This window comes from Brachybacterium sp. NBEC-018, assembly GCF_024860185.1.
Taxonomy (GTDB): Bacteria; Actinomycetota; Actinomycetes; order Actinomycetales; family Dermabacteraceae; genus Brachybacterium; species Brachybacterium rhamnosum.
The window spans coordinates 1285674-1305284 of record NZ_CP100650.1 but is presented as its reverse complement, the minus strand read 5'-3'; the positions used below and the strand labels follow the sequence as shown (position 1 = coordinate 1305284).

Genomic DNA, 19611 nt, shown 5'->3' with positions numbered 1-19611 from the left:
GCACCGGCCGGGAGCCGGCGTCGCGGCGGTGTCGGCCGATGAACATCCGATCGCCCGCGGGCGGGCGGGACGACCCGCGGAACAGGGCCGACGGGGCCGCCCGCGGACCGGCCCCGATCGCGACCGGGCACCGTGCCCGCGCGGGACGGCGACGCTCAGCCGCCGAGGCCGCCGTGCACCAGGAAGGCGGCGCCCATCGCCCCGATCGCGAGCACCGCGAGGGTCGCGAGCAGCATCGGCAGGCCGCTGCGGGTCAGCGCCCCCTGCGCGGTGAGCGAGCGGTGCGCGCGGCGGTACCCGGTCGCGGCGAGCAGGTAGGCGAGCACCGAGAGGGCGGCGCCGAGCACACCGCCCACCACGGCGAGCGGGCCCAGCGCGTCGAGCGCGAAGCGCATGGCGACGAGGCTGCCCACGGCGAAGGAGAGGCAGGTGCGGCGCCAGGCGAGGAGGGTGCGCTCGGGCTGCAGGCCCGGGTCGAAGACGGCTCCCGCGGCGTCCCCGGGAGCGTCGCCGCTCCTGGTCACACCCACATCCCGAGGGCGACGAGCGCGGCGGCGAGCACGACGCCCGCGACGAGCACGCCGCCCGCGCCGAGCCCCGGCAGCGGGAGGCCGCGGCGCAGGGCGCGTTCCGTCTGCCGCCATCCCCACCAGGCCTGCAGCGCGGCGATCGTGCCGAGCACGAGGAACACCGCGGCGGCGGAGGCGCGCCACACCATCGGCTCGGGGATCGCGAGCGCCTCGAGGGCGAAGGCCCCGGCGTAGAGCGCGAGGGCGGTGCGCACCCAGGCGAGGAAGGTGCGCTCGTTGGCGAGGCTGAAGCGGGGATCGGGCTCCTCCCCCTCGCGGTACACGGAGGCGGGGAAGCGGCGCTGGTCGGTCATGAGTCCTCCCTGCTGGGGGCGTCGGTCGGGCGGAGCGCGACGGTGCGGAACCCGGCGTTGCCCATCGAGGAGTCCGGGGTGTTCCGGGAGCGGGCGGCGTTGCGGTACCGGTTGCAGTAGGAGTCGTGGCAGAGGTAGCTGCCGCCGCGCAGCACGCGCTCCTCGCCGTCCTCGGGGCCGGTGGGGTCGACGATCTCCCCGCTCTGCCCGGGCCGGCGGTAGGTGGCGGGGTGGAAGCGGTCCTCGCACCACTCCCACACGTTGCCCACGGGCTGCCAGAGCCCGTAGCCGTTGGGCTGGTAGCTGCGCACGGGGGCGGTGGTGAGGTGGCCGTCCTCGAGGGTGTTGATGCGCGGGAACTCGCCCTGCCAGATGTTGGCGCGCCAGCCGCCCTCGTCCACCTCGGCGTCGCCCCAGGGGTACTTCGCGCCGTCGATGCCGCCGCGCGCGGCGTACTCCCATTCCGCCTCGGTGGGCAGGCGGCGCCCGGCCCAGTCGCAGTAGGCCCGGGCGTCGTTCCAGCTCACGTGCACGACGGGGTGGTCCTCGAGGCCGTGGAGGCTCGACCCGGCGCCGCCGGGACGGCGCCAGGTCGCGCCGTGGACACCGCGCCACCAGGGGGTGCCGGCGGCGGGCGGCATGAGGTCCTGCTCGGGCGCGGTGATCGCGAGGTGGAAGACGGCGGAGTAGCCGAAGACCTCGGCCTCGGTGCGGTACCCGGTCGCGTCGACGAAGCGGGCGAAGTCCGCGTTGGTGACGGTGGTGGCGTCGATCTCGAAGCCGCTCAGGCGCACCTCGTGGCGGGGCACCTCGCCGTCGGCCCGGTTCCGGTCACCCGAGGAGTCGCCCATCGTGAAAGTCCCCGCAGGAACGGTGGCCTGCGCGATCCGATGGCGGCCCGGGGCGGGGGTGCCGGAGGGGGCGGCGGCCGACGGGGGCCTCTCACCGATGCCGAGGGACTGCTCCCTCGACGGCATGCCGCAGCCGCATCCGCATCCTCGCGTGTCCTCCACCTGCACCGTGCTCCGTCCCTCGCGATTCGTCACGCCGCAGACTACTCGGCGCGGCGGCTCCCGCGAGGGACGGCGGAGCCCTGGTCAGTCGATCGGGCTCACGCGGATGAGGTTGCCGTCGGGGTCCGCGACGACGAAGGTGCGGCCGAAGACCTCGTCGGTCGGGGGCTCCACGCTGCGCACACCCTGGGCGACCCACCGCTCGTGGAGCTTGTCGATCTCCGCGGCGGGCCCGGGCAGCATCAGCCCCACCTCGCTCGTGCGGGGCGTGCCCGGGACGGCGTGCTCGCTGCGGCCGGTCCAGAGCGCGAAGAGCACGCCGGGCGTGACCTCGAAGGCGACGTAGCGGGGGCTCGTGAAGACGGGCTCGATGTCGAGCAGGTCGCGGTAGAAGGCGGTGGACCGCTCGGCGTCGCGGACGTAGAGGAGGAAGAGGTTGGGGGCCGTCATCGGGTGCTCCTGTGGTGTCGGGTTCGGTGCACGGCCCACAGCACCACGGAGAGATGACAGTTCCTGTCTCCTTCTGCGGGAGGATCGTCGCCATGAAGTCCTCCCGCCTCATGTCGACGCTGCTCCTGCTGCAGACCCGCGGGTCCATGACCGCCGAGGAGCTCGCGCAGCGGTTCGAGGTCTCCCGCCGCACGATCCTGCGGGACGTCGAGGCGCTCTCCGAGGCCGGCGTCCCCGTCCACACGGAGCGCGGTCGCGGCGGCGGCATCGTCCTGGACCGCCGGGCACGGCTCGACCTCAGCCGGCTCGAGCCCGCGGAGCTGCAGCTCCTCGCCGCGGCGGGACTGGATGCGCGGCAGCTGGACGCGGTGGGGCTCGGGGACCTCGGCACCCGCGCGCAGGAGAAGCTCGAGGCGGCCATGCGCGGGCCGCTCGCGCCGGCCGTGCCGCTCGCGGACGTCCTGCGGATCGACTCCGCAGGCTGGTTCACGGCCAGGTCCCACGGCGGATCCGACGGTGGGTCCGACGGTGGTCCCGACGCCGATCCCGGCACCGACCTCACCGCGCTGCTCGACGCGTGCCGTGGGCGCCGACGGGTCGAGCTCGCCTACCGGCGCAGCGGGGAGAGCGCCGCCCGGCGCCTGACGGTCGATCCGTACGGTCTCGTCAGCAAGGCCGGCTCGTGGTACCTGATCGGCGACGTCCAGGGCACGGCGCGGATGTTCAACGCCGCGCGGATCCGGTCGCACACCGCGCTCCCCGAGCCGGCGCTGCTGCGGGACGGTGAGACGCTCGCGAGCGTGTGGACGGCGCTGCTCGAGCAGTTCTCCCCCGCCCCGGCCCTCGAGGTGCGGGCGCTGCTGCGAGCGAATCGGCTCGACCTCGCCCGGCGCATCCTGGGCGCCCGGCTCATCGGCGTCTCGGAGCCGGAGGGCGATCGGGTCACGATCACCGTGGCCTGCGAGGAGCTCGAGGGCGTGCGCCAGCTCCTGCAGTTCGGGGACCACCTGCAGGTCGTGGACCCGCCGGAGGCCGTGCAGCGCGTGCACGAGCTCGCGCAGCAGCTGGCGGCGGCGCATGCGCCGGCGGCGGAGGGCTGACGGGTGCCGTCGCTGCCGGCCGGCACCTGAGCACTCGCCGGCGGCCGCCCCCCTGCTCGCGCGCCCTACCGCGCCCGTCGCACGAGCTCGACGAGCAGGTCGCGGTCCGGTCGCAGCGCGCGCCGCTCGACCTCGCCGGGAGCCGTCCCCTCGGCGGCACCGCCGTCGTCGACACCGCCGTCGGCCCCGCCGCCGTCGGCCCCTCCCCCGGTTCCCGGGGACTCCTCCCACAGCGCCGGGTCCACGGGCACGGCGTAGCGGGCGTCGGAGACGGCGTCGCCGATCCGCGCGGCCGCCTCGCGGTGCTCGTCCGTGACCTGGGCCCAAGAGCCGGTCTCGATGTCGTCGAGCAGCGCGTCCAGGGCGGCGGCGGGCGGGCGGGCCGGGTCCAGGCGCAGGTGCAGCGGCGGCCGGCCCCAGAGCCCGGTCCAGCCCAGCCAGCGCACCGCGGCGGCCCGGCCGCGCAGCTCCGCCTCGAGGTCCTCCCAGGCCACGAGCCCGGAGGCGCGGCGCCACAGCTCGCTCTCGGCGGGCCCGCCGCGCACCATGTCCCCGGAGGAGACGCCGTCCGCGCGCGCCAGCTCGAGCATCCGCTCCCAGCGGGCGGTGCGGCGCGCGTCCCGGCGGCGGCGCAGCAGCACCACGGCGGCCGCGGCGAGCAGGCCCGCGACGAGCGCCGCGCCCACGAGCACGGCGACGGTGCGCAGGAGGTCCCCGGCCACCTCGGCGCCGGTGCGGGAGACGCCGCCGGTGCCGGCGTCGGAGGCCGTCTGCGACTCCTCCGGCGTGGTCGTCTCCTCCTCCGTGGTGGTCTCCTCGGTGGTGGGCTCCTCGGTGGTCGTCTGCGCGGCGCTCGGCTCGGAGCTCGGCGCGGTCTCCTGGGACGCGTCGGTCACGGAGGGCACGTCGATGCCGTTGTTCGCGGCCGACGGCGTGGGCTCGAAGCGCACCCAGCCGTGCTCGGGGCCGAACCACACCTCGGGCCAGGCGTGCGCGTTCGTCGAGGAGACGACGCGCTGGTCGCCGTCGACGTCCCCGGCCGTGAAGCCGATGACGACGCGCGTGGGATAGCCCTGCGAGGTCATCATCAGCGCGAACACGGAGGCGAACTGCTCGCAGTAGCCCACGCGGTCCGCGAGGAAGGACTCGAGCGGGTCCTCCCCGGGAGGGGTGGAGACGGTGAGCGAGTAGTCGAAGGAGTTGTGGAAGTAGTCCTGGAAGGCGACGGCGGTGTCGAAGGCGTTGCTCGCCCCGGAGCTCTCCACGAGGGAGTCGGCGAGGTCCGTCGCGGCGGCGGGCACGTCGCTCGTGCGGAGGTAGCCGGAGTCCAGCGGCTCGGAGAGCACGGAGGGGTCGACGTCGCGCAGCTGCTGCGCGGTCGCGGGGTTCTCCTCGGCGACGACCTGGTAGTCCATGCCGGTGAGCAGTCCCGAGCTCTCCCCGGCGCTGATCTCCCCGCTCGTCGCGTCCACGGCGATCCGGGAGTCGAGGGAGGCGTCGGTGCTGCTGACCTCGCGGACGTCCGCCGGGGCGGGGAGGCGGTCTCCCGCGAGGTCGGTGACGGTCACGGAGTACTCGGAGAGCAGGGAGTCGTCCCCGCTCACGGCGTTCCCGTCGTCGCGGCCGTCGGAGAACGCCTCGGAGCCGGAGGCGGCGGTGTCCGGGTCGCCCTCCGCGAAGGTCTCGCCGTCGAAGCGGGTGAGGGTGCGCAGGCGCAGGTAGGAGGGGTCCTCGGCGTCGGTCGTGTAGCGGAGCACCTCGACCGGGTCCTGCTGCAGGAGGGAGCGGCGCACGGAGACGGAGTCGTCGACCATGACCGAGCCGAGATTCGCCTGGTCCTTGTTCCGCCAGGCGTTGACGACGTCCATGTCGAGCGCGACCCTGCTGGGCGCGACCTGCGGCAGCAGCAGCGAGGCGGGCACGGTGAGCACGGCGACGAGCAGCACCACGAGGCTCGCGGCGAGCGCGGTGCGGCCGGCTCCGGCGAGCGGCCCGGCCTGGGGCCGCGGGTCCCGCTGCGCGAGCACGGGATCGGCGTGGAGGGTGCGGGAGGCGAGCACGATCGCCCCGGCGAGGATCGGCAGGGCGACGGTCCACCAGGCGCCGCCCGAGGGCTGCTGCAGCGCGGGCACCACGATGAGGCCCATGAGCACGAGCGCGGTGGGTGTGTGCCAGCCGAGGTCGAGGTACATGATGTCCAGCAGCAGGGCGACGAGCGCCATGAGCAGCACCACGAGCACCGTGCCGCGGGCGCCCACGGTGACGGGCGCGAGCGAGGCGGTCAGATCCGCGACGGCGGTCGGGAACAGCCGCACCTGCTCGGTGACCAGGGAGGCGGGGCCGCCGGAGAGGTCCACGACGCCCTGACGCAGCTCGACGACGATCACGGTCGCGATCACGACGAGCACCTGCACGGTGGGGACCAGCGCGGGCAGCGGCAGCAGCTTGCGCAGCACGATCCCGGAGAGGATCACGGGCGCGGCGCCGATCAGGGTGAGGGTGAACCAGTCCGTGCCGGTGATGAGGATCGACAGCGGCGTGACGGCGAGCATGAGCGCGACGAGCAGCAGCACGCCGCGCACGGCCGCGTGGCCGGCGGGGAGGGAGGGACGTCCCAGCAGCGGGCTCATCGCAGGCCTCCGTCGTCCGCGGCGGCGGCGAGCAGCTCGCCCACGGGCTCCGCGCTCGTGCCCCGCACGAGGGTCCAGGCACCGAGGCGGGAGACGGCCGGGGCCGCCTCTCCCTCTCCCCCGCCCTCCCTCGCGCCGTCGCCGGCGCAGCGGAGGGCGAGGGCGGTGCGGTGCGCGGCGCGGCCGGCGAAGCGGTCCAGGTCGAGGCCCGAGAAGGGGTCGCCGTCGTCGGCGCCGAGGGCGATCGCGAGGGCGGTGTGGCCGGCGGCGTGGTCGCGGCCCGCGGCGAAGGAGGCGGGGTCGTCGTCGAAGCCGACGTCGGCGAGGGCGAGCAGGGCGGCGCGGCGGGCGCCGGCATCCGCCTCGAGGCCCAGCGGGGAGGCGCCGAGGGTCGCCATGCGGCGCTCGGTGCGGGTGATCTCGTCGCCGCTCGCGTCGAGCAGGCGCACCTCCCAGCCGTGCGCGCCGAGCGCCTCGAGCACGGAGGCGGCGTGGGAGACGAGGCGGTCCTCGAGGGCGGTGCGCTGCGGCTCGGCGATGCCCTCGCGGCGGCTCGTGTCGAGCACGAGCACGGCGCTGTGGCCGCCGGCGGGCTCCTCCTCGCGGGTCATGAGGCGGCCGGTGCGTGCGGAGGCGCGCCAGTGCACGCGGCGGATGTCGTCGCCGGGCTCGTAGACCCGCGCCATGGCGCCGATCTCGCCGATGCCGCCGGTGACGGCCCGCCCGGCGCCCTCGCGGCTGATGCCGGCCGCGGCGAGCGCGAGCGGCTCCACGGTCTCCACGCGGGGCAGCCCGGCGATGCGGGCGCCGTCCTCCGCGGTGACGGTGAGGCGGAACATGCCCAGCACGTCCTCGACGACGATCGAGAAGGGGCCCAGCGCGTGGGCGCCGCGGCGGGGGACGGCGAGGGTGTGGGGCATGCGGCGGGCGAGCGGGAGGTCGCGGCGGCCGCCGAGGGCCTCGGGCAGGTGCTCGCGCAGCACGCCCCGGCCCAGCGGCAGCGCCGGGAACAGGGCGCCGTCGGCGAGGCGCACCTGCACGCGGGCAGAGCTGCCCAGCGGCACGGCGTCGTCGATGAGGCTGCGCCGGGCCCGCAGGCCGATCCCGCACAGCAGGATGCACACGATCCCCGCGAGGAGGCACAGCAGCAGGCCCGCGGCGAGGGAGCGGGCGGGGGTGAGCTCGGTGAGGTCGCCGATCACCCACAGGAGCACGGCGGCGAGGGCGACGACGATCCCGCGCGCGGTGGGGCGCAGCCGCCGGCCCGGGGCGGGCGTCCGCTCGGTGCCGCGGCGCCGGTGCCCGGCGGGCGGGGAGGGTGTGGTCACGACAGCGGGGTCGCCGCGAGCACCTGGTCGAGGACCTCCCCGGTGCTCGCGCCGCGGGAGAGGGCCTGCGGGGTGAGGTGCAGGCGGTGGCGCCAGACGGGGCCGATCACGGAGCGGATGTCCTCCGGATGGGTGTGGGGGCGGCCGTCGAGCGCGGCGCGGGCCTTCGCGGCGCGCACGAGGTGCACGGCGGCGCGGGGCGAGGCGCCGAGGGCGACCTGCTGGTGGGAGCGGGTCGCGGTCGCGAGGCGCACCACGTACTCGAGGAGGCCGGGGGCGATGTGCACGCGGCGGGTGGCGCGCACGTGCGCGGCGATCCGCTGCGGGGTGGTGCGGGCCCGCACGGCGTCGATGACCTCGCGGGCGCCGCCCTGGACGGGGCCGGTCTGGGCGGCGAGCATGCGGGCCTCCGCGCCGGCGACGGGGTAGCCCATGGAGGTCTGCGCGAGGAAGCGGTCCCGCTGCGCCTCGGGGAGGCGGTAGGTGCCCTCCATCTCGACGGGGTTCGCGGTCGCGACGACCATGAACGGCTCCTCGAGCGGGTAGGTGACGCCGTCGACGCTCACCTGCCGCTCCTCCATCGCCTCGAGCAGGGCGGACTGGGTCTTCGGGGAGGCGCGGTTGATCTCGTCGGCGAGGAGGACCTGGGTGAACACGGCCCCGGGTCGGAACTCGAACTGGGAGGTGGCCTGGTTGAACACGCTCGCGCCGGTGACGTCGCCGGGCAGGAGGTCCGGGGTGAACTGGATGCGGTGGCGGGTCGCGCCGAGCGCGGCGGCGAGGGACTTCGCGAGCATCGTCTTGCCGACGCCCGGGATGTCCTCGACGAGGAGGTGGCCGCCGGCGAGGAGGACGAGCAGGGCGAGGTCCGCGACCTCGGGCTTGCCCTCGACGACGGTCGCGATCTCGGCGGTGACGGCGCGGGCCTCCTCGGCGATCTCGATCGCCTGGGCCTCGGTGAGCGGGCCGGTGGCCTCGGAGGCGGCGGGATCGTCGGAGGTGGTCCCGCCGGGGAACTCCTGCGCCGCGAGGGGCGTCTCGTACTCTGACATCGGATGCTCCTCGCCGTGGGCCGGTGACCGCTCTCACCGACTGCCCGCCCCGGAACGTGACCTGGGCGACGTCGCTCCACGCGGTCGTTCCCTAGAGTATGGCGGGTACCCCCGTCCCCGAGGAGCCTCTGTGCCGATCCGCCTCCCGACGATCTCCGTGCGCCTGCTGGCCGCGGCGATGCTCGTGGTGACGGCGAATCTCGCGCCGGGGGCCGTGATGGCGGACCCCTCGCCCGGCACCGCGGAGACCCAGGAGGGCGTGTGCCGCTCGCCGAAGGTGAGCGCGAGCCCCTCCGAGGTCGCACCGCAGGCGCAGGTCAGGGTGACCGGTTCCTGCCTCGCCACGACGCGCGGGAGCGTGACGCTGCAGGTGGGCAGCGAGCCTCGCGGCTCCGTGACGACCGGGGCGGACGGCGAGTTCAGCACGAGCCTGGAGGCGCCGGCGGAGGAGGGCAGCGCGGTCATCGCGGTGATCGACGACGGCCGCACCGTCGCCTCGACGACGATCACGGTCGTCGAGGAGGACGCCCCGACGGAGGATCCGACGTCGGCGCCGACGGAGGATCCGTCCTCGCCCGCCGAGGAACCGCCGACGGACCGGACGAGCGATTCGACGTCGGCCCCGTCCTCCACCACGTCGCGGGCACCCTCCGCGGAGCCGACCACCGCTCCTGCGACGAGCCGCAGCGCGGATCCGTCCCCGAGCCGCTCGCAGGAGCCCACCGCGTCCGCGACGCCGAGCGAGGAGCCGACGGCCGGCGGCTCGACCTCGTCCTCCGGCTCCACCGGCGATGGCACGACCCGCACCGCGACCGCCCCCGAGGAGCCGACCCGCTCCGCCGGTGACGATGCCTCCCGCGGCACGGGCGGCTCGGGCCGCACCGGTCAGGCGGAGGAGCCGGGGCCCGGCGCCTCGACGACGCCGAGCCGCGCGGGTGAGGAGGCCACCGCGAGCGCCACGCCGACGACCCCTGCCGCGCAGTCGCCCACGACGGACGGCCCGACGACGGAGATCAGCACTCCCAGCACCTCCGCCTCCGCCACCGCCGCGGACCCGGCGGATGAGAGCACCCCGGCGAAGGACTCGGCGAGCGGCACCGCGGCGGCCAGGGCCGCCTCCGACGGCGGCGAGGGCGAGCAGCAGGCCACCTCCCGCCCGGCGGCCGGCGGCGCGATGGTCACGGCCGTGGGCTCCGTGTCCGCGGTCGCGCTGCTGGGCACCGCGGGCGTCGTCCTCCTGCGTCGCCGCGGCGACGGTGGCGGCTGATCGGCCGCTGCGCTCCACCGGGCACGCCTGCGCCCTCGGTAGAGTGATGCCATGACGCGTCCCTCCGACAGCTCGCCCCGCGCGGCATGGAGGCCGTTCGACATCGACGCGAACGACCCGCACGGGGAGCTCGTGGACCGCTCGTCGCTCAGCTCCGAGGAGATCAGCGAGATCGATGCCCTGATGGCCGCCCTGGTGGGGCTGCGGCAGGTGGAGGAGCAGCTCTCTCGCGCGTCCCAGGAGTACATGAAGCTGAACTCCACGGACATGCGAGCCGTCCATTTCCTCATGATCAGCGAGAACCGGAGCGAGTTCACGACTCCGGGCATGCTCGGCGCCCACCTCGGCCTGTCCTCGGGCGCCACGACCAAGCTCATCGATCGGCTGGAGGCCTCGGGCCATGTCCGCCGCACTCCCCATCCCCACGACAGGAGGAGCCTGGCTCTGACGGTCGAGCCTGCGACGCGGGAGGCGGCGATGTCCACCATGGGACGGCAGCAGGCCGGCCGCTTCCGGGCGGCCGCGGCACTGTCCGGCGAGGAGCGCTCGACCGTCACCCGCTTCCTGCTCCACATGGCCCAGGAGATCTCGCCCGCGTCCCAGGAGTGGGCCGACCCGCGGGTTCGGGGCGAGACCGGCCGAGCATGAGCTCCGCGGTGCGCGCGCAGGGACCGCTCGGTTCGCAAGCGCCTCACCGGTGGCGCCCGCGTGTCCCGTGAGCGACGATGTCGGGGTGATCTCGACCCAGGATGAGGAAACACGGATCTCCGACGAGCGGAATGATGCCGAGCGCGTGCTCGTGACGGGGGCGACCGGTTATGTCGGCGGTCGGCTCGTCCCCGAGCTGCAGGCCGCGGGAGCACGGGTGCGCGTGTGCGGGCGGGATCCCCGGCGGCTCGCGGCGCAGTCCTGGGCGGGGGAGGTCGAGGCCGTCACCGCGGACCTCTCCGACCGCTCGGCGGTGCGCCATGCTCTGGCGGAGGTCCAGGTCGTCGTCTTCCTCGTCCATGCGATGGGCGGCGGCTCCGGCTTCGAGGAGCGGGAGGCGCGGATGGCGCGCGTCATGGCGGAGGAGGCTGCACGCGCCGGCGTGCGGCGCATCGTGTACCTGTCGGGCCTGCACCCCGACGACGAGCCCCTGAGCACCCACATGCGCTCGCGCGAGCGGGTGGCGCAGATCCTGCGGGAGGGCGAGGTGCCGGTCGTCGTCCTCGAGGCGGCCACGGTCATCGGAGCCGGGTCGGCGAGCTTCGAGATCATCCGCCATCTCTCCGAGCGGCTGCCGATCATGCCGGCGCCGCGGTGGGTACGACATCGCATCGAGCCCGTCGCCGTGAGCGACGTCCTCCACTACCTCGTCGCGGCGGCCACCGCCCCCGGCGAGGTGTCGGGCACCCTCGCCGTGGGCAGCGGCGAGTCCGAGCTGCGCTTCGCCGATCTGCTGACGATCTACGCGGAGGTGGCGGGACTGTCCCGGCGCCGTGTGCTCGCCCTGCCCTTTCCCGCGCCCGGGCTCTCCGGCCTGTGGATCGGCCTGATCACCCCCGTCCCCCGGGCGATCGCCGCACCCCTGGCCCACTCCATGCAGCATGATGCCGTGGCACGGCGCCCGCTCGCCGCGGAGGTCCTCCCCCCGCCTCCCTCCGGCCCCACGTCCTATCGCGCGGCTGTGCGGACCGCCCTCGATCATCAGCGCGAGGGGGAGATCGCCACGAGCTGGGAGGCGGACGTGCGCCGGGACCTCGCCCCGGAGGCGCCCCTGCCGGAGGACCCTGACTGGGCGGGGCAGACGGTGTACACGGACGAGCGGGAGCTCGTGGCGACGGATGTCGCCCCGCCGGAGGTGTGGCGCGTGATCGAAGGGATCGGAGGAGCATCGGGGTGGTACTCCACCCCACTGCTCTGGACGCTGCGCGGCCTGGCCGACCGGGCGGTGGGCGGTCCGGGCCTGCGACGAGGACGCCGTGACCCTCGGCGGCTGCGGGTGGGCGACGCGGTCGACTGGTGGCGAGTGGAGAGCATCGAGGAGGATCGGGTCCTCACGCTCCGGGCCGAGATGCGCATGAGCGGGCGCGCCTGGCTGCAGCTGCGCGTGGACCCGGCTGAGGAGGGCGGTTCCCGCTATCGCCAGCGGGCCGTGTACTTCCCGGACGGACTGCCGGGACGGCTCTACTGGTGGGCGATCTCCCCCTTCCACGCCCTCGTCTTCCCTGCGATGGCCCGCAACATCCTCGCAGCCGCCCGGCGGGGCGAGAATGCCCCGGCGGCCCGCGCCGCGGGCGGTTCCGCGGCGAGGGGGAGCAGCTCAGCCCCAGGGGTGTGACCCGCGGGACAGCCTCGAGGGCCACCAGATGCGGTCACCGATCATGGTCGCGAGGGCGGGCACCAGGAAGGTGCGCACCACGAGCGCGTCCATGAGCACTCCGAGCGCCACGATGATCGCGAGCTGCAGAAGGAACTGGATCGGGATCACGAGCAGTGCGGCGAAGGTCGCGGCGAGCACCACGCCCGCGCTCGTGATGACGCCGCCGGTGAGCGACAGGCCGCGCAGGGTCCCCTCCCTGGTGCCATGACCGAGCGACTCCTCCCGCACCCGGGTCATGAGGAAGATGTTGTAGTCGATCCCCAGCGCGACGAGGAACACGAAGGCGTAGAGCGGCACCGACGGGTCGGAGCGCTCCTGGCCGATGAGGTGGAAGACGATCGCGCTGACGCCGAGCGCCGTGCCGAAGCTGAGCACGGTGGTCAGCAGCAGCACCACGGGCGCGATCAGGGACCGCAGCAGCAGGGCGAGCATGAAGGTGATCGCGACGAGGACGATCGGGATGATCAGGGCGCGATCGTGGGCGGATGTCTCGTTCGTGTCGAGATCCACCGCGGTGGAGCCGCCCACCTGGGCGCCCTCGGGGCCGACGGCGTCACGCAGGGCCGTGACGACGCGCTCGGCCTCGAGAGAGTCCGAGGGCGCGTCGAGGGTGACGGAGAACAGCAGCTCCCCGCCGATCTCGGTGGGTTCGACTCCCGCGAAGGGTCCGGCGGTCGCCTCGGGGGTGGTCTCCCCGTCGGCGCCGACGGGGATGCTCCCCGACGGCGAGTCCTGGGAGACGAGGGCGAGGGCGTCGACGCCGTCGGTCGCCGCGATGCTCCGGGCGACCTCGGCGCGGCGGTCCGCCGGGGCCAGGACGTAGGTGGGGGAGCCGGAGCCTCCCGCGAAGTGGCGGTCGAGGGCCTGCTGACCGTCGCGGGCCTGGCTCGCGCCGAGCACGAACTCGCTCTGGGGCACACCGTCGGCCTGGAGGAGCACGAGCCCGCCGCAGCCGATCACGAGCAGCGCGACGACCGTGCCGGCGACCCGGCGCGGGGCGGAGGCGACGAGGCGGCCGGCGCGGGCGAAGGGACCGCGGGCGTCAGCTCCGATGAGCTGGGGGTGGGGGCTCCCATGGCGGGGAGCGCGGGGCCAGAAGGCGGCCCGCCCGACGAGCGCGAGCAGCGCCGGGAGGAAGGTGAGCGAGGTGAGCATCGCGCACAGGATGCCGATCGCAGCCACCGGCCCCAGGGCGGCGTTCGATCCGAGGTCGGAGAGCAGCAGGCAGAGCAGGCCGACGATGACCGTGCCGCCCGAGGCGAGGATCGGTTCGAGCACTCCGCGCAGTGCACGCCAGGAGGCGCGGGCAGCAGAGGCGTGGTCGCGCAGCTCCTCGCGGAATCGGGTGACGAACAGCAGCGAGTAGTCGGTGGCTGCGCCGATCACGAGGATGAACAGGATGCCCTGCACCTGGCCGTTGATGGTCACCAGACCGGCCTCTGCGAGGCTCACGTTGAGGAGGATCGCTGCGCACAGCGCGGTCATCGAGCTGAGGAGCACGAGCAGCGGCAGCAGCGGCGAGCGGTAGACGATCACGAGGATCAGCAGCACCACGGCGAGCGCAACGACCAGCAGGATTCCGTCGATGCCGGCGAAGGCCGCCTGGAGGTCAGCCGTGAAGCCGGCGGGGCCGCTCACCCAGGCGCCGAGGCCGGGCGGGAGATCCTCGAGTCCTGCCTCGAGGGCCTCGACGGCGCCGCCGGCGTCCTCGCCGGACGGGATGGACACCACGACCTGGGCGGCCTCACCGTCCTCGGCGGGGATGACCGGGGAGGCGGTGGCGCCGGGAACGGCATCGCCAGCGTCCCCGACGAGATCCTCGAGCGCGGTGAGATCAGCGTCCTCGAGACCGCCGTCCCGCTCGATCACGAGGATCGCGGGGACCGCGTCCGAGCCGGTGAACTCCGCGATGCGGTTCTGGACCGCGGTGGACTCAGCGCTCGCGGGGAGGAACGAGGCCCGGTCATCGGTGGCGACGTCGCCGATCCGGCCGAAGCTGGCGCCTCCCGCGCCGAACACCGCGATCCAGAGCACGACGAGCAGGGCGGGCAGCAGGGTTCGCAGCAGGAGCGGAGGGCGGAGGAAGGGTTCTCGAGTGGCCACGAGCCAACTCTCTCTTCAGGAAAGAAGAAAATCAAGTGAGAGATTCGGCCTTGTCCGACGAGGGCCCCTCGTCACGAACTGTCCGACCACCCGTCGGGCGCGAAGTGACACAGATCACTCTCCCGTGCTCGTGAGGACAGGCCCGCTCGCGTCGTCTTCCTCGTGTCCGCATCGAATGGCACCGGCTTCGGACCGGGCACGAACGAAGGAGCACCCATGACCAACGCATCGATCCCGCAGACCGGTCGTCAGAAGGACGCCGAGTCCGCACGCGCCGCCGAGCAGCACGACGAGCTCGCCGTCTCGCCGGCCCCCCGCGGGCCTCTGCAGACCGACCACGGCGTCACGACCCTCGAGGAGACCGTCGTCGCGAAGATCGCTGGCATGGCCGCCCGCGAGGTGCCGGGCGTCTACGACATGGGCAACGCCGTCCGTCGCGCGCTGAGCGCCGTCACCGGCCGCATCCCCAGCAGCCAGACCAACGTCACCGGCGGCATCAGCGTCGAGAAGGGCGAGACGCAGGCCGCTATCGACGTGGTCGTGGTGGTGGAGTACGGCGCCTCGATCGTGGAGGTGGGCAATGCGATCCGCCGCAACGTGATCGAGCAGGTGGAGAGCACGACCGGCCTCGAGGTCATCGAGGTGAACATCAACGTGGCCGATGTCCACCTCCCCGGCGAGGACGACGAGACGTCCTCGCCGGCACCTCGCGACACCGACCTGAAGTGACCCGCCCGGGCGCGGTGCTCTTGACGACATCGCGCCCCTCCCCCGAGGAGTCCGCATGAAGACATCACAGTTCGCCCTGTTGGTGGGCCTGCTCCTGGGCGCTGCCCTGGCGTTCGGGTCCTTCGGCCAGTTCTTCCTGGTCCTGCTGTTCGCCGCGATCGGCCTCGCCGTGGGCCTGACGATCGACGGACGCATCGAGATCAGAGGCCTCACCGACCGCTGGAGGCGCTGAGATGACAGCCTCGACCGTCACGCCCGAGCACCGGGGCACGACGAGCATCCCCTCATCCGCGGTCGCACGCATCGCCGCGCAGGCCGCCTCGGAGGTGCCCCACGTCGGGTCCGATGCGGGTGGAGTCCTCGGCATGGGGGCCCGCCGGGACTTCGACTCTCGCCCCGGCGCGAGCTGCGAGCTGTACGGTCGCAGCGCCGTCCTCCACCTCGACGTCGGCGCGGAGTTCCCCGCCCCGCTGCCGCCGATCCTGCGGGCGCTGCGGGAGCATGTGCAGCAGCGGGTCGAGCAGCTCACCGGCCTCGAAGTGGGAAGGCTCGACGTGAAGATCTCCTGGCTCCATCCGGCCACGAACGGACGGAGGGCCGTGCGATGACCTCCACTCCTCGTCGGCTGGACCGGCGGCCCTCCCGCACCGTCCCCGCGTCCCTCCTGGCGCTTTTCCTGCTCGTGCTGGGTTTGCTGGGCATCGGAGTGCTCGGCGCGCGGATGGTCGACGGTGCCTGGCCGGCATGGACCGCCCCGTCGATGGACGCGGCGGGCGATCTCCGGCTGGACTCCGCCCCCGTCGCGACCGCCGCCGCGGTGCTCGTCATGGTGGGCGTCCTCCTGCTGCTCGCCGCCGCGCTGCCCGGCCGCGCGGCGCGGCGCCTGGTCCTCGCCGACGAGACCGTCGGGGAGACCGCCGTCTCCCAGCGCGATCTGGGCCGCCACGTGAGGCGCCGCGTCGAGCGGGCCGACGGCGTGCAGTCCGCCCGTGTGCATGTCACGCCCCGCCGTGTGGAGGTGGACGTGCTCTGCCCCCTGGACGATCCTGAGCCCGTGCGGCTCCACGTCGAGCAGGCCGCCCGCGACGCCGTCGACACCCTCCATCCCGTCCCCGCTCCCCGTGTCCGCGTGCGGATGCGGAGGGCACGCTGAGAGGAGACACCATGCGTTCGATCTCCGGAGCCAGGAACCGCCTGGTGCTGATCGTCGCCTCCGTGGTGGCGCTCGCCGCCGCCGCGTGGCTGGGCGTCGCCGTCCTCGACCTCACCGCTCGGTGGCCGCAGGCGGAGGCGCTGCTGCCCCATGCCGACTCGACGCTCGCGGCGATCGCAGCCCATCACCGACAGTGGTTGCTGCCCGCCGCCGTCGCCGTGAGCCTGCTCGCGGCGGCGGTAGGGATCGCGCTGCTGCTCGCCCAGGTGCCCTCGCGGCCCGCGGCCACGACGCTGCGCATCCTCGATGCCGATGGCACCGAGCTGGGGTCGCTCGAGCCCGCCGTGCTGGAGCGGGTTCTCGTCGAACGCCTCGAGGCGCTCGCCGGGATCACCGACGCCTCCGTGCGGATCGGTGGCGCGGCGAGCTCGCCATGGCTGCAGGCCAGGGTGACACTGGCCGACGATGCCGAGGTCGAGCGCGCCGCCGGGGAAGCCCGGCGGATGCTCGCCGAGGACACCTCCACGGTGCTGGGCACTGCCGTGCAGCGGGTGGACCTGCTGCTGCGTTTGGGCGGTACCGCCGCTCCGGCTCACACCACGGTGGAGCCCGCCGCCCCGGGGACTGCCGCCGCGGAGCCGGCACCGGCATGACCGATCCTGTATCGATCGATGAGCGCACGCTCGTCCTGCGCGCCCAGGACGGGGACGTCGCAGCCTTCGAGCAGCTCGTGGACCTCCACCAGGGCCGGCTGTTCCGGCTGGCGTACATGATCCTCGGCGACCGCCAGGACGCGGAGGACGTGGTGCAGGAGTCGCTCGTGCTCGCCTGGAAGCGGCTGCACCTGCTCGAGGACCCGTCGTCCTTCCGGGCCTGGACCTCTCGGATCTGCACCAACGGGGCCACCGACGTGGGGCGGCGCCGCTCCCGGCGCCGCACCGAGGTGGCCGAGGACCTCGCCCTCGAGGACCGACGGGCCCAGGCCGTCGGTGCGGGTCGGGCCGACGACCCGGCGCACGAGGCGCTCGTGAACGCGCAGCTGCAGGCGCTCAGCAGGATCCTCGCCGATCTCGAGCCCGGTCTGCGCACCTGTTGGGCGCTGCGGGAGATCGACGGCATGTCCTACCTCGACATCGCCCGGGCGGTCGATGCGACAGAACCCACGGTGCGCGGCCGGATTGCCCGGGCGCGCACCCGCATCGCCCAACGCATGCAGGAATGGAGGTGAGAGCGATGAACGAGAGCACGAGTCCCCGGGACCCGCTGGACGGCGCCGCCACGGCGGCCTACCTGGACCTGATCCGCTCCGTGCACGAGGAATGGGACCGGCTCGAGGTGAGCGGTGACGGGTCTGTGCAGATGTCCGCGGGAGCCCTGTCCACCATCAAGGAGTCGGTACGGGCGGATGCCCGCCATGGCGCGCCGGTTCAGTTGCCCCCCACACCTGCCGGCCCGTTCACGATCACGGAGCTGGCCCTGCGCACCCTGGTGCGGGCCACCGTCGACGCCGTGCCCGGAGCGCGAGCGCTGCGGACCGCCGTCACCTTCGCCGGGGCCGGGATCCCCCGCACCCGTGGCCTGCCCATCCGCCTGAACTGCCGCGTCTCCGCAGCCCGGTCCACGCGCAGCCTGCCGGCACTCGCGGAGAAGGTGCGCGAGGACGTGCGCCGTGCCTGCCGGATCGAGCTGGGGCTCGAGGACCTCCCCATCGACATCCACATCGAGGATCTCCATGACTGAGCGCCCCGTCCCTGCACCGGTCCCCGTCACAGCAGCCGACCTCGTGGAACTGGTGCGCGCCGTGCCCGGCGTGGCCGGGATCGAGCCCGGCATCGGCACCACTCTGCGGACCATCGACGCGCGGCTGCGTCGCTCCGGCACGGCCGCCGTCAGCTACGGCCTGCACGTCGACCCCAGCACGGGGGACGTGGTCGTCGAGATCGCCCTGAATGGGCCCCGTCCCGTGCGCGAGGTGGTCGAGCAGGTCCAGCGTGCGGTGCTCGCGGCCCTCGGAGGGCCTGGGGGCGTCGTGCTCGTGCGCGTCCAGTCCCTCTCCCGCTGAGGACGGCGCACCCTCGGCACCCCGCTCTGCCACACTGACGCGCATGGACCAGGAGGAGAGGGCCGGCTGGGCCCGACGCAGGCGGCGCCGCCGCGCGCTGATCGCCGGCTCCGTCGCGGCCGCGGTGCTCGTGGCCGGCGGCGTCGTGGTCGTGGCGCGCAGCGAGTGGGTGGACTGCCGGCGCGACAGCACCGCCTCCCGCGAGACGGTCATCGACTACCGCACCGACGGCCCCGCGGGACGGACGGAGCTCGCCGCCTCCCTCGGCGCGCTGCCGGGCGTGGGCGAGGCGCTGGGCTCCGCCTCGCTCGACGGCGACGTGCACCTCGCCGCGGGAGCGGGCGGCTCCCTGCTCATCGCGGACGACCCCTACGTCGCCGACGTGTCCGTCGACGCCCTCGAGGCGCTGGACCCCGCGACCGGCGAGGCCCTCTGGACCCGCCACCAGGCCGGGCAGGCCGCCGCCCCGGCGCTCGCGGGCGAGTCCGTGGTCTCCGTCGCCGCGGTGGAGGGCGGGCACTACCGGGCGACCCTGCTCGACGCGGGCAGCGGCCGGGTGCAGCGCTGCCTGTCCGTGCCGCGCGAGGACGACGACGGGATCGGCCGCGCCGCCTCCCTGCTCTCCCCGGGCGGTGAGCAGATGCTGATCGCCCGCCGCGCCGGGAACGGGACCGAGCTGAGCGCGCTGCCGCTGAGCGGCGGCGACGGGGCGTGGACCGCGGAGCTCGACGGGCAGGTCGCCGTGCTCGTCGCCGCCGGGGACCGGGTCATCGCGGGCGGCGTGGACACCTCCGCCGGCACGGCGGATCTCGGCGATCCGGGGCCGCGCTGGCAGGGCGGGGACCGGGTGTCGCTGCGCGCCGTCGACGCCGCGACCGGCGCCGCCGCCTGGACCTGGCCGGCGGACGTCTCCGACACCGCGACCCCGCAGGTCGCCGCCGTGGTCCCCGCCGTCCCTGCAGCGGACGGGGAGGCGGCCGCGGCGCCGCCGCTCGTGATCGCCTCCGTGGTCGCCGCGACGGACGATGCCGACGGGCGGACCTCGGCGCTCGTGGCCCTCGACCCGGCGACCGGCGAGGAGGTGTGGCACTTGGACGCCCCGACGACCGTGCGCGCGGTGACCGTCGAGAACGTGATCCTCGCGGACGACGGCGAGCGCACCGGCGCGGTCGACCTCGCGACGGGGACCTGGCGCTGGAGCGTGCCCGCGCAGCCGGAGGACCTCTCGCAGCGCCTCGAGATCCATCGGGCGCTGCCCTTCGGCGAGGACCTGCTCGTCCCCACCCGGGACGGCGGCCTCAGCGTAGTCGACGCGGCCACCGGCGAGATCGAGGGCCATGCCGCGAGCCCGGACGGCGCCCTCGAGCCGGCCCTCACCGCGGGCGCGCTCGCGGTGACCGTGGCCGGGGAGGAGCTGCTGGTCATGGGCCGGGAGGGCGCCTGACCGGAGCCCGGCGCCCTGCGCCGCTCCCTCTA

21 protein-coding genes are annotated in these 19611 nt (G+C 74.7%); 13 read left to right on the top strand and 8 right to left on the bottom strand.

All coding sequences use genetic code 11. The features are described 5' to 3' along the window. Positions 1-155 precede the first annotated feature (155 nt). The 4 genes from NLU66_RS05785 to NLU66_RS05770 form a co-directional block, all read right to left on the bottom strand. Positions 156-524, bottom strand: coding sequence for a DUF202 domain-containing protein (locus tag NLU66_RS05785; protein ID WP_259361993.1), 369 nt, complete (start codon positions 522-524; stop codon positions 156-158). Continuing rightward, entirely contained in the window at positions 521-883 is a 363-nt protein-coding gene (locus NLU66_RS05780; RefSeq protein WP_259361992.1) for a YidH family protein, read from the bottom strand. The genes NLU66_RS05785 and NLU66_RS05780 overlap by 4 nt, the downstream gene beginning before the upstream one ends. After that, a complete protein-coding gene (locus NLU66_RS05775) occupies positions 880-1860 on the bottom strand; it encodes a formylglycine-generating enzyme family protein (protein ID WP_259361991.1) in 981 nt (326 codons plus the stop codon). Before NLU66_RS05775 ends, NLU66_RS05780 begins: the two co-directional genes overlap by 4 nt. Positions 1861-1980: 120 nt before the next feature. Continuing rightward, positions 1981-2346 carry a VOC family protein gene (locus NLU66_RS05770; RefSeq protein WP_259361990.1) on the bottom strand — a complete coding sequence of 122 codons (366 nt, stop codon included), beginning with the start codon at positions 2344-2346 and terminating at the stop codon, positions 1981-1983. Positions 2347-2438: 92 nt separating this feature from the next. On the opposite strand from NLU66_RS05770, the gene NLU66_RS05765 reads away from it, so the two are divergent. Beyond that, the gene (locus tag NLU66_RS05765; RefSeq protein WP_259361989.1) at positions 2439-3446 is read left to right on the top strand and encodes a helix-turn-helix transcriptional regulator; all 1008 of its coding nucleotides are present in this window, start codon (positions 2439-2441) and stop codon (positions 3444-3446) included. A gap of 65 nt (positions 3447-3511) precedes the next feature. Here NLU66_RS05765 and NLU66_RS05760 read toward each other — a convergent pair whose 3' ends face one another. The 3 genes from NLU66_RS05760 to NLU66_RS05750 are packed head-to-tail and all read right to left on the bottom strand — an operon-like array spanning position 3512 to position 8456. After that, positions 3512-6076: a DUF3488 and transglutaminase-like domain-containing protein gene (locus NLU66_RS05760; RefSeq protein ID WP_259361988.1), complete on the bottom strand. Its 2565-nt coding sequence runs from the start codon at positions 6074-6076 to the stop codon at positions 3512-3514. Beyond that, positions 6073-7404 (bottom strand): DUF58 domain-containing protein, encoded by a 1332-nt coding sequence (locus tag NLU66_RS05755; protein WP_259361987.1) that lies wholly within the window; start codon positions 7402-7404, stop codon positions 6073-6075. The genes NLU66_RS05760 and NLU66_RS05755 overlap by 4 nt, the downstream gene beginning before the upstream one ends. Then, positions 7401-8456 carry an AAA family ATPase gene (locus NLU66_RS05750; protein WP_259361986.1) on the bottom strand — a complete coding sequence of 352 codons (1056 nt, stop codon included), beginning with the start codon at positions 8454-8456 and terminating at the stop codon, positions 7401-7403. Before NLU66_RS05750 ends, NLU66_RS05755 begins: the two co-directional genes overlap by 4 nt. Positions 8457-8586: 130 nt before the next feature. Here NLU66_RS05750 and NLU66_RS05745 point away from each other — a divergent pair, with 130 nt between their 5' ends. The 3 genes from NLU66_RS05745 (at position 8587) to NLU66_RS05735 (ending at position 12046) form a co-directional block, all read left to right on the top strand. Then, complete coding sequence (locus tag NLU66_RS05745) at positions 8587-9723, top strand: hypothetical protein (RefSeq protein ID WP_259361985.1); 1137 nt, start codon at positions 8587-8589, stop codon at positions 9721-9723. A gap of 51 nt (positions 9724-9774) precedes the next feature. Then, complete coding sequence (locus NLU66_RS05740) at positions 9775-10371, top strand: MarR family winged helix-turn-helix transcriptional regulator (protein WP_259361984.1); 597 nt, start codon at positions 9775-9777, stop codon at positions 10369-10371. A gap of 85 nt (positions 10372-10456) precedes the next feature. Further along, positions 10457-12046, top strand: a complete 1590-nt coding sequence (locus NLU66_RS05735) for an SDR family oxidoreductase (RefSeq protein ID WP_259361983.1) — start codon at positions 10457-10459, stop codon at positions 12044-12046. On the opposite strand, the gene NLU66_RS05730 is transcribed toward NLU66_RS05735, so the two are convergent. Beyond that, positions 12029-14191, bottom strand: a complete 2163-nt coding sequence (locus NLU66_RS05730) for an MMPL family transporter (protein ID WP_259361982.1) — start codon at positions 14189-14191, stop codon at positions 12029-12031. The two genes, NLU66_RS05735 and NLU66_RS05730, sit on opposite strands and share 18 nt — an antisense overlap. A gap of 216 nt (positions 14192-14407) precedes the next feature. Here NLU66_RS05730 and NLU66_RS05725 point away from each other — a divergent pair, with 216 nt between their 5' ends. From NLU66_RS05725 to NLU66_RS05685, 9 genes are read left to right on the top strand one after another with little or no spacing between them, the layout of a single operon-like run. Further along, a complete protein-coding gene (locus NLU66_RS05725) occupies positions 14408-14920 on the top strand; it encodes an Asp23/Gls24 family envelope stress response protein (RefSeq protein ID WP_259361981.1) in 513 nt (170 codons plus the stop codon). A gap of 55 nt (positions 14921-14975) precedes the next feature. Further along, positions 14976-15152, top strand: a complete 177-nt coding sequence (locus tag NLU66_RS05720; protein WP_259361980.1) for a hypothetical protein — start codon at positions 14976-14978, stop codon at positions 15150-15152. Between the two features lies 1 nt (position 15153). Beyond that, positions 15154-15528 carry an Asp23/Gls24 family envelope stress response protein gene (locus NLU66_RS05715; RefSeq protein ID WP_259361979.1) on the top strand — a complete coding sequence of 125 codons (375 nt, stop codon included), beginning with the start codon at positions 15154-15156 and terminating at the stop codon, positions 15526-15528. Continuing rightward, positions 15525-16073 carry a DUF6286 domain-containing protein gene (locus NLU66_RS05710; RefSeq protein ID WP_259361978.1) on the top strand — a complete coding sequence of 183 codons (549 nt, stop codon included), beginning with the start codon at positions 15525-15527 and terminating at the stop codon, positions 16071-16073. Before NLU66_RS05715 ends, NLU66_RS05710 begins: the two co-directional genes overlap by 4 nt. Positions 16074-16084: 11 nt before the next feature. Beyond that, a complete protein-coding gene (locus tag NLU66_RS05705; protein WP_259361977.1) occupies positions 16085-16726 on the top strand; it encodes a hypothetical protein in 642 nt (213 codons plus the stop codon). Next, a complete protein-coding gene (locus NLU66_RS05700; RefSeq protein ID WP_259361976.1) occupies positions 16723-17301 on the top strand; it encodes an RNA polymerase sigma factor in 579 nt (192 codons plus the stop codon). The genes NLU66_RS05705 and NLU66_RS05700 overlap by 4 nt, the downstream gene beginning before the upstream one ends. Before the next feature lie 5 nt (positions 17302-17306). Next, positions 17307-17813, top strand: coding sequence for a hypothetical protein (locus tag NLU66_RS05695; RefSeq protein WP_259361975.1), 507 nt, complete (start codon positions 17307-17309; stop codon positions 17811-17813). Then, positions 17806-18135, top strand: coding sequence for a hypothetical protein (locus NLU66_RS05690; protein WP_259361974.1), 330 nt, complete (start codon positions 17806-17808; stop codon positions 18133-18135). The genes NLU66_RS05695 and NLU66_RS05690 overlap by 8 nt, the downstream gene beginning before the upstream one ends. Positions 18136-18178: 43 nt before the next feature. Continuing rightward, positions 18179-19579: a PQQ-like beta-propeller repeat protein gene (locus NLU66_RS05685; RefSeq protein WP_259361973.1), complete on the top strand. Its 1401-nt coding sequence runs from the start codon at positions 18179-18181 to the stop codon at positions 19577-19579. Positions 19580-19611 lie beyond the last annotated feature (32 nt).